Annotated in this window: 12 protein-coding genes; 3 read left to right on the forward strand and 9 right to left on the reverse strand. The window is 68.4% G+C overall.

Going from position 1 to position 12,659, the window contains the following annotated elements:
* Window positions 1–4: 4 nt before the first annotated feature.
* The 5 genes from B7438_RS03165 to B7438_RS03185 all read right to left on the reverse strand — a co-directional run bounded on the left by B7438_RS03165 (window position 5) and on the right by B7438_RS03185 (window position 4,609).
* Window positions 5–1,753 (reverse strand): penicillin-binding protein 2, encoded by a 1,749-nt coding sequence (locus B7438_RS03165; RefSeq protein ID WP_085367981.1) that lies wholly within the window; start codon window positions 1,751–1,753, stop codon window positions 5–7.
* A 20-nt stretch (window positions 1,754–1,773) separates the two neighbouring features.
* Window positions 1,774–2,481: a hypothetical protein gene (locus B7438_RS03170; protein ID WP_179150705.1), complete on the reverse strand. Its 708-nt coding sequence runs from the start codon at window positions 2,479–2,481 to the stop codon at window positions 1,774–1,776.
* Window positions 2,478–3,431 (reverse strand): 16S rRNA (cytosine(1402)-N(4))-methyltransferase RsmH, encoded by a 954-nt coding sequence (rsmH, locus tag B7438_RS03175; RefSeq protein ID WP_085367983.1) that lies wholly within the window; start codon window positions 3,429–3,431, stop codon window positions 2,478–2,480. The genes B7438_RS03170 and rsmH overlap by 4 nt, the downstream gene beginning before the upstream one ends.
* 104 nt (window positions 3,432–3,535) lie before the next feature.
* Window positions 3,536–3,967, reverse strand: a complete 432-nt coding sequence (mraZ, locus tag B7438_RS03180; protein ID WP_085367985.1) for a division/cell wall cluster transcriptional repressor MraZ — start codon at window positions 3,965–3,967, stop codon at window positions 3,536–3,538.
* Between the two features lie 252 nt (window positions 3,968–4,219).
* Window positions 4,220–4,609: a DUF3040 domain-containing protein gene (locus B7438_RS03185; RefSeq protein ID WP_085367987.1), complete on the reverse strand. Its 390-nt coding sequence runs from the start codon at window positions 4,607–4,609 to the stop codon at window positions 4,220–4,222.
* A 76-nt stretch (window positions 4,610–4,685) separates the two neighbouring features.
* On the opposite strand from B7438_RS03185, the gene B7438_RS03190 reads away from it, so the two are divergent.
* Window positions 4,686–5,804, forward strand: coding sequence for a polyprenyl synthetase family protein (locus B7438_RS03190; RefSeq protein ID WP_085367988.1), 1,119 nt, complete (start codon window positions 4,686–4,688; stop codon window positions 5,802–5,804).
* A 20-nt stretch (window positions 5,805–5,824) separates the two neighbouring features.
* On the opposite strand, the gene B7438_RS03195 is transcribed toward B7438_RS03190, so the two are convergent.
* Window positions 5,825–6,166, reverse strand: a complete 342-nt coding sequence (locus B7438_RS03195) for an Rv2175c family DNA-binding protein (protein ID WP_085367990.1) — start codon at window positions 6,164–6,166, stop codon at window positions 5,825–5,827.
* Between the two features lie 151 nt (window positions 6,167–6,317).
* Between B7438_RS03195 and B7438_RS03200 the strand changes: the two genes are divergently transcribed.
* Window positions 6,318–7,454, forward strand: a complete 1,137-nt coding sequence (locus B7438_RS03200) for a LysM peptidoglycan-binding domain-containing protein (RefSeq protein ID WP_085367992.1) — start codon at window positions 6,318–6,320, stop codon at window positions 7,452–7,454.
* A gap of 91 nt (window positions 7,455–7,545) precedes the next feature.
* Complete coding sequence (gene pknB / locus B7438_RS03205; protein WP_085367994.1) at window positions 7,546–9,462, forward strand: Stk1 family PASTA domain-containing Ser/Thr kinase; 1,917 nt, start codon at window positions 7,546–7,548, stop codon at window positions 9,460–9,462.
* A gap of 87 nt (window positions 9,463–9,549) precedes the next feature.
* On the opposite strand, the gene B7438_RS03210 is transcribed toward pknB, so the two are convergent.
* The 3 genes from B7438_RS03210 to B7438_RS03220 form a co-directional block, all read right to left on the reverse strand.
* On the reverse strand, window positions 9,550–10,878 hold the full coding sequence (locus B7438_RS03210; protein ID WP_143465573.1) for a class II 3-deoxy-7-phosphoheptulonate synthase: 1,329 nt from the start codon (window positions 10,876–10,878) through the stop codon (window positions 9,550–9,552).
* Between the two features lie 128 nt (window positions 10,879–11,006).
* Window positions 11,007–11,696 (reverse strand): 1-acyl-sn-glycerol-3-phosphate acyltransferase, encoded by a 690-nt coding sequence (locus B7438_RS03215; RefSeq protein ID WP_085367997.1) that lies wholly within the window; start codon window positions 11,694–11,696, stop codon window positions 11,007–11,009.
* A gap of 9 nt (window positions 11,697–11,705) precedes the next feature.
* Window positions 11,706–12,656, reverse strand: a complete 951-nt coding sequence (locus B7438_RS03220; RefSeq protein ID WP_085367999.1) for an ROK family glucokinase — start codon at window positions 12,654–12,656, stop codon at window positions 11,706–11,708.
* Window positions 12,657–12,659 lie beyond the last annotated feature (3 nt).

Raw genomic sequence — 12,659 nt, forward strand, 5'->3', positions numbered from 1 at the left:
ACTTTCAGTAGTACGGAGGGTAGTCGGCCGGGGTGGACGTCGAAGGCTTCACCCGGTAGGTCTTCAGCACCTGACTCATGATCGTGTGGAACAGCGGAGCGGCTGCTGCCGACGAAGTAATGGTAGTCGGGTATCCGAGGTTGACCGAAACGACGTACTGCGGATCGTCGACGGGAGCGACGCCCATCACCGAGACGTAGTACGACGGGAGGTAGCCGCCGTTGCCGTCCGGCTGCTGCGCCGTTCCGGTCTTCGCAGCGACCCGGTAGCCGGGGATCTGCAGCTGTTTCGCGAGCTCTCCGCTGGTCACGACGCTCTCCATCATCCCGAGTGTCGTGTTGGCCGCGTCGGCCGAGACGACCTGCGTCGGCTTCCGGTTCGGAGCGTCGACGACGGTGCCGTCCGACTTCGTGCATCCCTCGACGAGCGACAGCGGGATGCGCTTGCCGCCGTTGGCGAGGGCCTGGTACGCGCCGACCATCTGCACCTGGGTCGCGGAGACGCCCTGGCCGAACATGGTCGCGTACTTGGTCTGGTCGTCCCAGTCGGCCACCGGGTTCAGGATGCCGTCGGACTGGCCGGGGTACGGCACGCCGGTGGCGTCGCCGATGCCGAACTTCTTGAGGTAGTCGTAGCGGGTCTGGTCGGTGAGCGCCTTGCCGAGCAGGGACATCCCGACGTTGGACGAGTTCATCAGCACGCCGGTGAGGGTGAGTCGTTCCGGGTCGTGGTAGCCGGAGTCGTGCAGGTCGGCGCCCTGGCCGGAGACGAAGCGGTACGGTGCGAGCACTTCGCTCGTCGGGCTGGCCTTGCCCTGGTCGATGAGCATGCTCGCGGTGAGCGCCTTGAACGTCGAGCCCGGCTCGTACGGCGTGGTGAAGGGGAGCAGACCCCAGTACTGCGAATCCGTCGCGTCGATGTTGTTCGGGTCGAGGGCCGGCCACTGCGCGATCGCCTTGATCTTGCCCGTCTTCGCCTCGGCGACCGTGACGAAGCCGAACTTCGAGCCGGTGGATGCGACCTGCTGCGCGAGCGTCTGCTCGGTGAACCACTGCAGGTCGCGGTCGATGGTGAGCTTGAGCGTCCCGCCGTCCTTCGCGGGCTTCTGCGTGACGGTGCTGCCGGGGATCGCGACGCCGTCTGCGCCGCGCTGGTAGGTCTGCGACCCGTTCTCGCCGGCGAGGCAGGTGTTCTCGCTGTCCTCGAGTCCGCCGAGGCCTCCGGCCGAGACGAAGCCGAGGAGGTTGCCGGCGACAGCGCCGTTCGGGTAGGTGCGCGCCGGCACCTTGGTGAAGGTGAGCCACGGATACGGGAGCTTGTCGAGCTTGGTGAACGCCCCGACGTCGATGCCCGTCTTCACGAGCGCGTACTGCGACTTCGGGTTGGCCTTGAGCGCGTCCTCGATGATCTTCTGCACCGCGGCGCCGCCCTGGCCGGTGATCGCGCCGATCTTGCCTGCCGCCTCCACCATCTTGGCCTGGCCGTCTTTGCCGGCCACCGCGTCCTTGGGAGAGACGGCGGCGGTGTACTTGTACACGGTGTCCGCCAGCACGGTGCCGTTCGCGTCGACGATGCTGCCTCGTGCCCCGAGGAGCTTCGTCTCGACCTCTTTGGCGTTGACGGACTTCTTCTGCAGCTCGGCGGCGTTGACGACCTGGATGTCGACCAGTTTGCCGCCCAGGATGCCGACGGTCGCCGCGACGGCGACGACGGTGATGGCGGTCCTGCGCCGCATCATCTTTCTCGTAAGCACGATTGGAACTCGTCCCCGCGTCAGTGCGTCACCGGGGTCGGCAACGCTCCGTCCAACGGTATGGGCGGAGGTGTCGCCGCCTTGTCCGGCGCGCTCGTGCCTCCGGAATTCCCAGTTTCGACGCCCGTCGCCGTCGCGCCCGCTGGCTGGCCGGTGCCCTGGCCCGCGCTCTGCCCTGCGGCCGCGCCGCTGAGCGGCGTCGCCGTGGCGTTGGCGGCCGGGGTCTTCGCCGCGGCGAGCGGCACGCCGGCGAGCAGCGAGTTCGGGACGAGGTTGCCCTGACCGCCGGTCACCGTGCCCGCCGCCCCGTTGGCCGGGATCGGGGCGCCGAGGACTGCGCCGTCGGACAGCCGGAGGTAGACGGGGTTGCTGTTGGTCACCATCCCGAGCGCGTTGGCGTTCGCCGCCAGGTTCTGCGGGGAGGAGAGCCGGTTGAGGTCTTCCGACGCGGCCTGGTACGAGCGCTGCAGTTCGGTCTGCTTGTCCTGCAGCGTGTTGAGCTGGTACGCACCCTGCGAGACGGCGATGCTCATCAGCAGCTGCGCGACGACGACGCCGAACAGCACGCCGACCGCGATGATCGCGTAGACGGTGCGCGGGCGGGCGCGGCGCTGGCTCCTGGTGGTGACGACCTCGAGGTGGCTCGGCCGCTCCTCGACCTCCTGCTGCGGTGCTGTGCGGCCGATCCAGCCGACGGATGGGCGCTTCTCGGCCAGATTGGTGCTCACGAGCCCCTCCTCACGCGTTCGGCTGCACGGAGACGAACGGGTGTCGCTCTCGGGTTGGCCGCCTTCTCTTCGTCATTCGCCAGCTCGGCGCCGCGGATCAGCAGCTTCAGCTCCGGCCGGTGCTCCGGCAGCTCCACCGGCAGTCCGGCTGGGGCGCTGGAGGTGGACCTCGTCTGCAGCTCGCGCTTCACGATCCTGTCTTCGAGCGACTGGTACGCCTCGACGACGATGCGGCCCCCGACCGCGAGCGCATCGATGGCGGCGGGAATCGCCCGCTCGAGCACGGACAGCTCCTGGTTGACCTCGATCCGCAGCGCCTGGAAGACGCGCTTGGCCGGGTGTCCCTGACGCTGGACGGCCACCGGGGTGGCCTTGGTGATCACGTCGACCAGCTGGGCCGACCGCACGAACGGCTCGACCTCGCGGGCCGCGACGATCTTCTGGGCGTAGCGCGCCGCCAGCTTCTCCTCGCCGTACTCACGGAAGATGCGGCGCAGGTCCGCCTCGCTGTACTCGGCGAGGATCGTGGCTGCCGTCAGCTCGCTCGTGCCGTCCATGCGCATGTCGAGCGGCGCATCCTTCGAGTACGAGAAGCCGCGCTCCACCCTGTCCAGCTGCAGCGATGAGACGCCCAGGTCGAAGAGGATGCCGTGCACCTCGTCGATGCCCAGCCCGTCGAGCGCATCCTGGATGCCGTCGTAGACCGTGTGCACCAGGTGGATGCGGTCGCCGAACCGCGCCAGCCGCTCCCCCGCGATGGCGAGGGCGTCCGGGTCGCGGTCGAGGCCGACCAGGGTGACGTCGGGGAAGCGCTCGAGGATGCCGGCCGAGTGCCCTCCCATGCCGAGGGTGGCATCGACGAAGACGGCTCCCGGCTTTTCGAGGGCGGGGGCCAGCAGCTCGATGCAGCGCTCGAGGAGTACCGGGGTGTGAATCTGATCGTCGGTCATGATGCGAGAGGACCGGCTCCTGAATCCTGATCCCCATCCATTCGGTACCTGGCGCCGGGGAAGTGCGTCAGGGCGATGAATGGCTGGGAGTCAGGCGTCAGGGGCTAGAAGAGTCCCGGAATCACCTCCTCTGTGGTGTTGGCGAATGTTGCTTCCTGCTCGGCCAGGTAGGTCTCCCATGCCTGTGCGTCCCAGATCTCCGCGCGGCTTCCCGCGCCGATCACGACCAGGTCGCGATCGAGTCCCGCATACGAGCGGAGGGCCGTCGGCACCGTCACGCGGTGCTGCTTGTCCGGAACCTCTGCGCTCGCCCCGGAGAGGAAGACGCGGAGGTAGTCGCGGGCCTGCTTGCTCGTCACCGGCGCCTGGCGGATCTTCTCGTGCAGCGCCTCGAACTCGCGCTGACTGAAGACGTAGACGCAGTGCTCCTGGCCGCGAGTGAGGACGATGCCGGACGCGAGTTCATCCCGGAATTTGGCCGGCAGGATGATGCGCCCTTTTTCGTCGAGTTTGGGGGCGTACGTACCGAGAAACATCGGTGACTCCCCCCACTCTTCCGGCCAAGGTTGCGGTGTGGCTCCACTTTACTCCACAACCATCCACAAAATCAGCAACTTCGGGAATAAATCCCCGTTGTGGGGTCAAACTGTCGCAGAAAATCAAGGATTATCACGGTGGAGGAAAGTGGATGGATTTGAGACGCCAGTGGCGTGAAAAGGGCACAAAAAAAGGGCCGATCCGAAGATCGGCCCGAAAAGGGAGTGCGGTGGAGCGCGGTGGGTGGCGGGCTAGCCCTGCCCGTCCTGGCGCTTGTCCCAGCGGTCGTTGAGCTTGTTCATGAACCCGGCCTGGGCCGCCTTGCCCTGCTTGGCGCCCCGGGAGGACGACGACGTGGCCGCATCCGGATCCGGCGCGATGCGCTTGCCGGGGGCGATGGCCAGCAGGACGCCGGCGAACATCACCACGAAGCCGAGGATGCCGACGAGCGGCTGCTGCACGAAGACCCCGGTGACCAGGGTCCCGATGCCGACGACGGCGATCAGGATGCCGAGGACGATAGACCGGTATGCGGGGCGAGCTCGCGTGCCCCCGACCTTCGCGACGAAATCTGCGTCGTTCTGATAGAGGCTGCGCTCCATCTCTTCGAGGAGGCGCTGCTCATGTTCCGAAAGCGGCATCCGTTTCCCCCTCTTTCCCGGGTTCGTGGCGTTGTGAGCCTGATTCTAGTCCCGCCGCGATGGCTAGGCTAGGCGTGTGTCAGAAAGCATTCGGTTCGTCGACCTCATCCAGTCCAGAATCGATGGGTTCCTCGATGCACGCGCATCCATTCTCGTCTCCATCGCGGACGAACTCTCCCCGATCGCGGCTTACTCCCGGGATTTTCTCAGCGGCGGCAAGCGTTTCCGCGCACTGTTCTGTTTCTGGGGCTGGCAGGCGGTCCGATCGGCCGGAGACGATGACGTCGAGGCGCCCATCACACCGGGCGGTCCGCTCGACGCCGTGGTCTCCGCCGCGAGCGCCCTGGAGGTGTTCCACGCCGCAGCGCTCGTGCACGACGACATCATCGACAACTCGGACACCCGCCGCGGCGCACCGGCCGCCCACCGCCGCTTCGAGGAGCTGCACGCGACCAACCGCTGGCAGGGCTCCGGCGCCGCCTTCGGCACGGGGGCTGCGACCCTGCTCGGCGACCTGCTGCTGATCCTGAGCGACGAGCTGTTCGACGAATCGCTCACCGAGGTGGTCAGCCCGTCGGCCAGGCGGGCGGCGCGGGCCGAGTTCAACAGGATGCGCATCGACGTGATGGCCGGTCAGTACCTCGACATCTTCGAGGAGATCGGCTGGAGCAGCCAGCCGGACACCGACCAGCTGGAGCGCGCCGAGCGCGTCATCGTCTACAAGTCGGCCAAATACAGCATCGAGGCTCCCCTGCTCATCGGCGCGAGCCTCGCCGGGGCGACGCTCGGCCAGCTCGACGCCCTGCGCTCGTTCGGCCTCCCGCTCGGGATCGCGTACCAGCTGCGCGACGACCTGCTCGGAGTGTTCGGCGACGCGTCCGTCACCGGAAAGCCGAGCGGCGACGACCTCCGCGAGGGCAAGCGCACGGTGCTGATCGCGCTCACCAGGGAGGCCATCCCGAGCGGAGCGCGCTCCACCCTCGACGAACTGCTCGGCGACCCGTCGCTGACGGCGCAGCAGATCGAGACCATGCAGATGACGATCCGGGCATCCGGAGCCGTCGACAAGGTGGAGAAGCTGATCGCCGACAACGTGGCCAGGGCGATCGAGGCGCTCGAGTCCGCACCGATCGGCGCGCAGGCCAAGGCTCAGCTGCGCGAGCTGGCCGTGACGGTCACCCGCAGGAACTACTGACGCACCGGAGGGGCGACCACTCAGGCGAGAGCCTGGGCGACCCTCCGCACCTCGGCCTTGCGGCCGGCGCGCAACGCGTCGATGGGAGCGGCCCCGAGGGTCTCCTCCTCCTCGATCAGCCAATCGACGGCCTCTTCGTCGTCGAACCCTGCGTCGCCGAGGACGATCAGGGTGCCGCGGAGCTCTCCGAGCGGCTGGCCGTCTTTGATGAAGTCGGACGGGACCTTGAGGACGCCGTCGATGCGCTTGGCCGCGAGGTGGCGGTCGTCGATCAGGCGGCGGACCCGGCTGACGCCCAGTCCGAGGGAGTCGACGAGGTCGGGAATGGTCAGCCACTCGCGGGCTGGGGCTTGCTCAGTCACGTCTCAAGCCTCCCACGAGACGGGGCGGAGCGTGAGCGCATCCAATTGTTACGATCATGTAAACTCAAATCACATCCGTCACACTAATTGACTCCTTATTCATTGTGTGTCAGCGTGGAGGCTCGCAACACAGCACGGAGGTGGAGGTTCTATGTCGATTCTCGACAGCAGCGCCGAATCAACGACGGACACTCCGACGCGCGCTCAGCGCCGCACGACGCGCTCGCTCTTCGGCACCGTGCCCATCGCCATCGCCAGCTCGGTGGCCGTCACGCTCGGACTGGTGACCCCCGCCCACGCAGAAGTGCAGAGCGGCGAGGCGGAGCGCGCCAAGGAGAAGGCGCCGCAGAAGACCGGCGCGAACTCCACCGTGAGCTCCATCGGCGGCGGCCAGACCGCATCCACCGCCCGAACGGCCGTCGCATCCGCTCCCGCGAGCTACCGCGTGCAGAACGGAGACACCGTCTCGGGTATCGCCGGTCGCTTCGGCCTCTCCACCGCGAGCATCCTCGCCCTCAACGGGCTCAGCTGGAAGAGCCTGATCTTCCCCGGCCAGGTGCTCGCCCTCAGCGGAGGAGCCGTGGCCACCCCCGTCACCGCTCCGTCGCCCGTTCCCGCCGCGAGCAAGTACAAGGTCGCGTCCGGAGACACCATCAGCGGCATCGCCGCCCGGTTCGGCGTGGCGACCAGCGCCGTCCTGAGCGCCAACGGCCTCAGCAGCTCCAGCCTCATCTTCCCCGGCCAGCTCGTGACCATCCCCGGGATGGCGACCGCCGCGGTGAACACGCCGCACGCCGTGGCCCCCGCTCCCGCGCCGGCTCCGGCTCCGGCGCCTGTCGCTCCCGCCCCCATCCCCGCCCCGGCCACCGGCGCCGTCGTCGCACTGACCGACGAGATGCGGGCGAACGCCGCCGTCATCGTGCAGGTCGGCCGACAGGAGGGCGTGAGCGACCAGGGCATCGTCATCGCTCTCGCCGCCGCCGCCCAGGAGTCCGGGATGCGCAACGTGCGCTACGGAGACCGCGACTCGCTCGGCCTGTTCCAGCAGCGCCCGAGCACCGGATGGGGCACGCCCGACCAGATCCTCGACCCGCGTTTCGCAGCGACCGCCTTCTACGGCGGCCCGCACAATCCGAACGCGGGACGCACCCGCGGTCTGCTCGACATCCCCGGCTGGACGTCGATGACCGTGACCCAGGCCGCCCAGGCCGTCCAGATCTCCGCGTACCCGGACGCGTACGCGAAATGGGAGGCGTCGGCGCGGGCCTGGCTCGCCCAGCTCGGCTGATCGGGCGCCGGATGGTCACAACGCGATCACGGCCCGGCCGTTCACGGTGTTTTGCAGGCTTCGCGCAGACCCCTTTCCCTAAACTCGACTCGTGACCACGAGCCAGACCGATCCCATGATCGGCCGTCTTATCGACGGCCGCTATCAGGTGCGCTCGCGGATCGCCAGAGGCGGCATGGCGACGGTGTACCTCGCCACCGATCTGCGCCTCGAGCGCCGGGTCGCCATCAAGGTCATGCACGGCCACCTCGCCGACGACAGCACCTTCAAGAGCCGCTTCGTCCAGGAGGCGCGCTCGGCCGCCAGGCTCGCGCATCCCAACGTGGTCAACGTGTTCGACCAGGGCCAGGACTCCGACATGGCGTACCTGGTGATGGAGTACCTGCCGGGCATCACCCTGCGCGACCTCCTCAAGGACTACGGCAAGCTCACCCCCGAGCAGACCATCGACATCATGGAGGCCGTGCTCTCCGGGCTCGCCGCCGCGCACAAGGCGGGGATCGTGCACCGCGACCTCAAGCCGGAGAACGTGCTGCTGGCCGACGACGGCCGCATCAAGATCGGCGACTTCGGCCTCGCCCGCGCCGCGAGCGCCAACACGGCCACCGGGCAGGCGCTGCTCGGCACCATCGCCTACCTCTCCCCCGAACTCGTCACCCGTGGTGTGGCCGACGCGCGCAGCGACATCTACGCGCTCGGCATCATGATGTTCGAGATGCTGACCGGCGAGCAGCCGTTCAAGGGCGAGCAGCCCATGCAGATCGCGTACCAGCATGCCAACGACGCCGTGCCGTCGCCGAGCAGCAAGAACCCCTCGGTTCCTCCCGAGCTCGACGACCTTGTGCTCTGGGCGACGGCGAAAGACCCCGACCAGCGTCCGAAGGACGCCAGGGAGATGCTCGACCGTCTCGTCGAGGCGGAGAAGGCGATCAGGGGCGAGACCGCGTCCTTCCAGCCCACGATGGTCATGCCTCCGGCGTTCGGCCCCGGCATCGCCGACGGCGACACCCAGATCATCAACCCCGCCGTCCGGCAGCAGGTCGCATCCACCACCCCGAGCAGCATCGACACGCTCACCGCCACGGCGAAGCGCAGGAGGGGCAAGGGATGGTGGCTGTTCGCGCTGGTCATCCTGCTCGCCGGCGTCGCGGGCGGCACGGGCTGGTACTTCGGCTCGGGGCCCGGCTCGATGGTGCAGATCCCGAACGTGGCGAGCAAGACTCCCGAGGCGGCGGCGGCCCAGCTGAAGGCGCTCGGCTTCCAGACGGCGCTCGGGCAGGAGTACAGCACCACGATCGCGACCGGCCTGGTCTCGAACACCGATCCTGAGCCCGGCGCGTCCGCGAACCGCGGCAGCACCGTCACCATCAAGGTCTCGCAGGGGCCGAAGCCGATCGACATTCCCGCCCTCGCCGGCCAGCCGATCGACAAGGCCAAGACGCTGATCACGAGCGCGGGCGCCCAGGTCGGCCCGATCGCGGAGCAGTTCGACGCCAAGGTGCCGAAGGACACGGTGCTCGCCGCCTCGACGGCGGAGGGCGCCGACCTGTCCGGCGGCGGCAAGTACTTCGAGGGCGCGAAGGTGAGCCTCGTGGTCTCGGCCGGCCCCATCCCGTCGGTGGCCGGCAAGTCGGTCGCCGACGCGACGGCGATCCTCAAAGACGTCGGGCTGCTCGTCGACGCCGGCCCGCAGAGCTACAGCGACACGGTCCCCGAGGGCGACGTCATCCAGGCCCAGGCGCAGAGCGACGCCCCGGTGAAGCCGGGCGACACCCTGCTGCTCGAGACGTCGAAGGGCCCGGAGCCCGTGCCGGTGCCCGACGTGGCCGGCAAGACCTGGATCGACGCCAAGAAGATGCTCCAGGACGCCGGCTTCCAGCTCGACTACGACAAGACAGCAGACATCCTCCCGGGTGTCGCCATCGTCGCGAGCACCAACCCGGCAGCGGGCACCGACGTCACGAAGGGCTCGACCGTCAAGGTCGCGTTCAAGCCCATCTTCGGCTGATCACGCAATCGAGCCGGGACTTATGCACACTCGCGGACGGCGTGTCGCGTGCATAAGTCCCGGCTCGATGGCTTCGGCAGGGTGGGGTCAGCGGGCCGCGAGCTCCTCGGCGACGAGGAAGGCGAGCTCGAGCGACTGCATGTGGTTGAGGCGCGGGTCGCAGAGCGACTCGTAGCGGGTCGCCAACGTCTCCTCGTCGATGTGCTCCGAGCCGCCGAGGCACTCGGTCACGTCGTCGCCGGTCAGCTCCACGTGGATGCCGCCCGGGTGCGTCCCCGCGGCGCGGTGCGCCTCGAAGAAGCCCTTGACCTCGTCCACCACGTCGTCGAAGCGACGCGTCTTGTAGCCGTTCGGAGTCGTCAGGCCGTTGCCGTGCATCGGGTCGGTGACCCACAGCGGGCGGGCGTCGGACGCCTTGATCGCTTCGAGCAGTGGGGGAAGCGCATCCCGGATCTTGCCGGCACCCATCCGCGTGATGAACGTCAGACGCCCTGGCTCGCGGTTCGGGTCGAGCTTCTCGATGAGCTCCAGCATCGTCTCCGGGGTGGTCGACGGGCCGAGCTTCACGCCGATCGGGTTGCGCACCCTGGACAGGAAGTCGACGTGCGCTCCATCGAGGTCGCGCGTGCGCTCCCCGATCCAGATGAAGTGCGCCGACGTGTTGTACGGGGTGCCCGTGCGCGAGTCGATGCGCGTCATCGGACGCTCGTAGTCCATGAGCAGGCCCTCGTGGCTGGAGTAGAACTCCACGCGCTTCAGCTCGTCGAAGTCGGCGCCTGCCGCCTCCATGAACTTGATCGCGCGGTCGATCTCCTTGGCGAGGCCCTCGTAGCGCTGGTTGGCCGGGTTCGCTGCGAAGCCCCTGTTCCAGCTGTGCACCTGGCGCAGGTCGGCGAAACCACCCTGCGTGAACGCCCGGATGAGGTTCAGCGTAGATGCGGCCGTGTGGTAGCCCTGCACGAGCCTGCGCGGGTCGGCCTGGCGCGACTCCGGCGTGAAGTCGTAGCCGTTGACGATGTCGCCCCGGTATGCGGGCAGCGTCACGCCGCCGCGCGTCTCCGTGTCGCTGGAGCGCGGCTTGGCGAACTGCCCGGCCATGCGTCCCATCTTGATGACAGGCATGGATGCGCCGTAGGTCAGCACCACGGCCATCTGCAGCACGGTCTTGACCCTGTTGCGGATCTGGTCGGCCGTCGCGCCTGCGAAGGTCTCTGCGCAATCACCGCCCTGCAGTAGGAACGCCTTGCCGTCTGCCGCGCGGCCGAGCCGCTCGCGCAGCTGGTCCACCTCGCCCGCGAAGACGAGAGGGGGCAGCGTGGCGATCTCCGCGGAGGCCGCTGCCGCCGCATCTGGGTCTGGCCAGGTCGGCTGCTGCTTGATCTCGAGCGTGCGCCAATAGTCCAGGCCCTCGATCACAGACTCGTCAGCCAAAACGACGGGATCGGAGGTGTCTAGCACTGGTCTTCCGCTCAGTTCAGGGCGTGCCTCGAAATCGGCATGCCGATGGGTGGTTTCGGCGCACGGGCGGCGCCGGGTACTTGAGCCTACCGTGAAAGCGCTGCGCGCTTTTCCTTCACGCTACTGGCGTAGACATCCACGTACTCCTGCTCGCTCAGCGCGTGCAGCCGGTACATGATCTCGTCGGTGACCGAGCGCAGGATGAACCGGTCGCCCTCCATCCCTTCGAACCGGGAGAAGTCGATCGGTTCGCCGATGATGATGCCGATGCGGCCGATCTTCGGCAGGCGCGTTCCGATCGGCATGATCTTCTCGGTGTCGACCATCGCGACGGGGACGACGGGCACCTCGCCCTCCAGGATCATCCTGGCCACGCCGGTACGGCCGCGGTAGAGCTTGCCGTCCGGGCTGCGCGTTCCCTCCGGATAGATCCCGAGGATCTCGCCGCGCGAGAGCACGGCGAGGCCGGTGTTGAGCGAGTCCTCCGACGCCTTCCCGCCGGAGCGGTCGATCGGGATCTGGCCGGTCGCGGTCATGAACGACTTGGTCGCCCAGCCTTTGAAGCCCTTCCTGGTGAAGTAGTCGCTCTTGGCGAGAAAGGAGACGTGCCGGTCGACGACGAGAGGCAGGAAGATCGAGTCGATGAACGACAGGTGGTTGCTGGCCAGGATGACGGCGCCGTTCGCCGGCACGTTCTCGAGCCCGACGACCCACGGGCGGAAGATCCCCTTCAGCAGGGGGCCCGCGATCAGGTGCTTCATCAGCCAGTAGAACACCGGCTCAGCCTAACGTGCGGTCGCGTGCAACCGTGCGAGGTCGGCGGCGCCGACCACTCCGGCGTCGTTCACGAGCTCGGCGATGCGGAACTCCGGCTCCGGGTGGAAGCCGCGCGCTGGGAGGTTCTCCAGGTAGGCGAGCCTGATCGGCTCGAGCAGCAGCTCCCCCGCCTGGGCGACGCCGCCGCCGAACACGAACAGCTGGGGGTCGAGCACGGCGCCGAGGCTCGCGCACGCCTGGCCGAGCCAGTCGCCGAGCTGGCGGAGCGCTGCGAGCGCGCCGGGGTCGCCCGCCATGATCAGCTCGCTGATGTCGGTGCCGCTGAGCGAGCCCTTCCTGGAGCGCACGTCCGCGAGGGTCTGCCCGATGCCGCCCGCGTCAGCGAGCTCGTTCGCCATGCGCTGCAGGGCGCGGCCGGAGCCGTACTGCTCGATGCACCCGTGGGCGCCGCAGCCGCACGGCAGGCCGCCGGGGACGACGCGCATGTGGCCGACCTCCGCCCCGGCGCCGAAGCCGCCGCGGAACAGCCGGTCGCCGCTGACGATCGCGCCGCCGACGCCTGTGCCGATCGTGAGGATCACCATGTCGCTGACCAGGCGTCCTGCTCCGTAGCGGAACTCGGCCCATCCTGCGGCGTTCGCGTCGTTCTCGATCAGGATCGGCAGGTCGAGGCGCTTCTCGAGCTTCTCCCGGAACGGCTCGTTGCGCCAGTTGATGTTGGGGGCGTAATAGACGGTGGACTGCGCGGCGTCGATGAAGCCGGCGGCGGCGACTCCGGCCCCCGCGATCTCCTCCGGGCCGTCGGAGAGCCGCTCGATCATCTCGACGACGGCGTTCTCGATCTCGTGCGGCTGTGCTGCGTCGGTGGGCACCCTGTCCTCCCGGATGATCGTGCCCAGTTCGTCGACGACTGCCCCTGCGATCTTCGTTCCGCCGATGTCGATACCGATCGCGTGCACAGA

Origin of the sequence: Leifsonia sp. NCR5 (assembly GCF_002105485.1) — a bacterium.
Taxonomy (GTDB): domain Bacteria; phylum Actinomycetota; class Actinomycetes; order Actinomycetales; family Microbacteriaceae; genus Leifsonia.

What these genes read in the sequence shown, in the direction of transcription:
- rsmH (WP_085367983.1), bottom strand. Translation starts at nt 3,431, where the DNA reads ATGACCGACGATCAGATTCACACCCCGGTACTCCTCGAGCGCTGCATC.
- mraZ (WP_085367985.1), bottom strand. Translation starts at nt 3,967, where the DNA reads ATGTTTCTCGGTACGTACGCCCCCAAACTCGACGAAAAAGGGCGCATC.
- B7438_RS03185 (WP_085367987.1), bottom strand. Translation starts at nt 4,609, where the DNA reads ATGCCGCTTTCGGAACATGAGCAGCGCCTCCTCGAAGAGATGGAGCGC.
- B7438_RS03200 (WP_085367992.1), top strand. Translation starts at nt 6,318, where the DNA reads ATGTCGATTCTCGACAGCAGCGCCGAATCAACGACGGACACTCCGACG.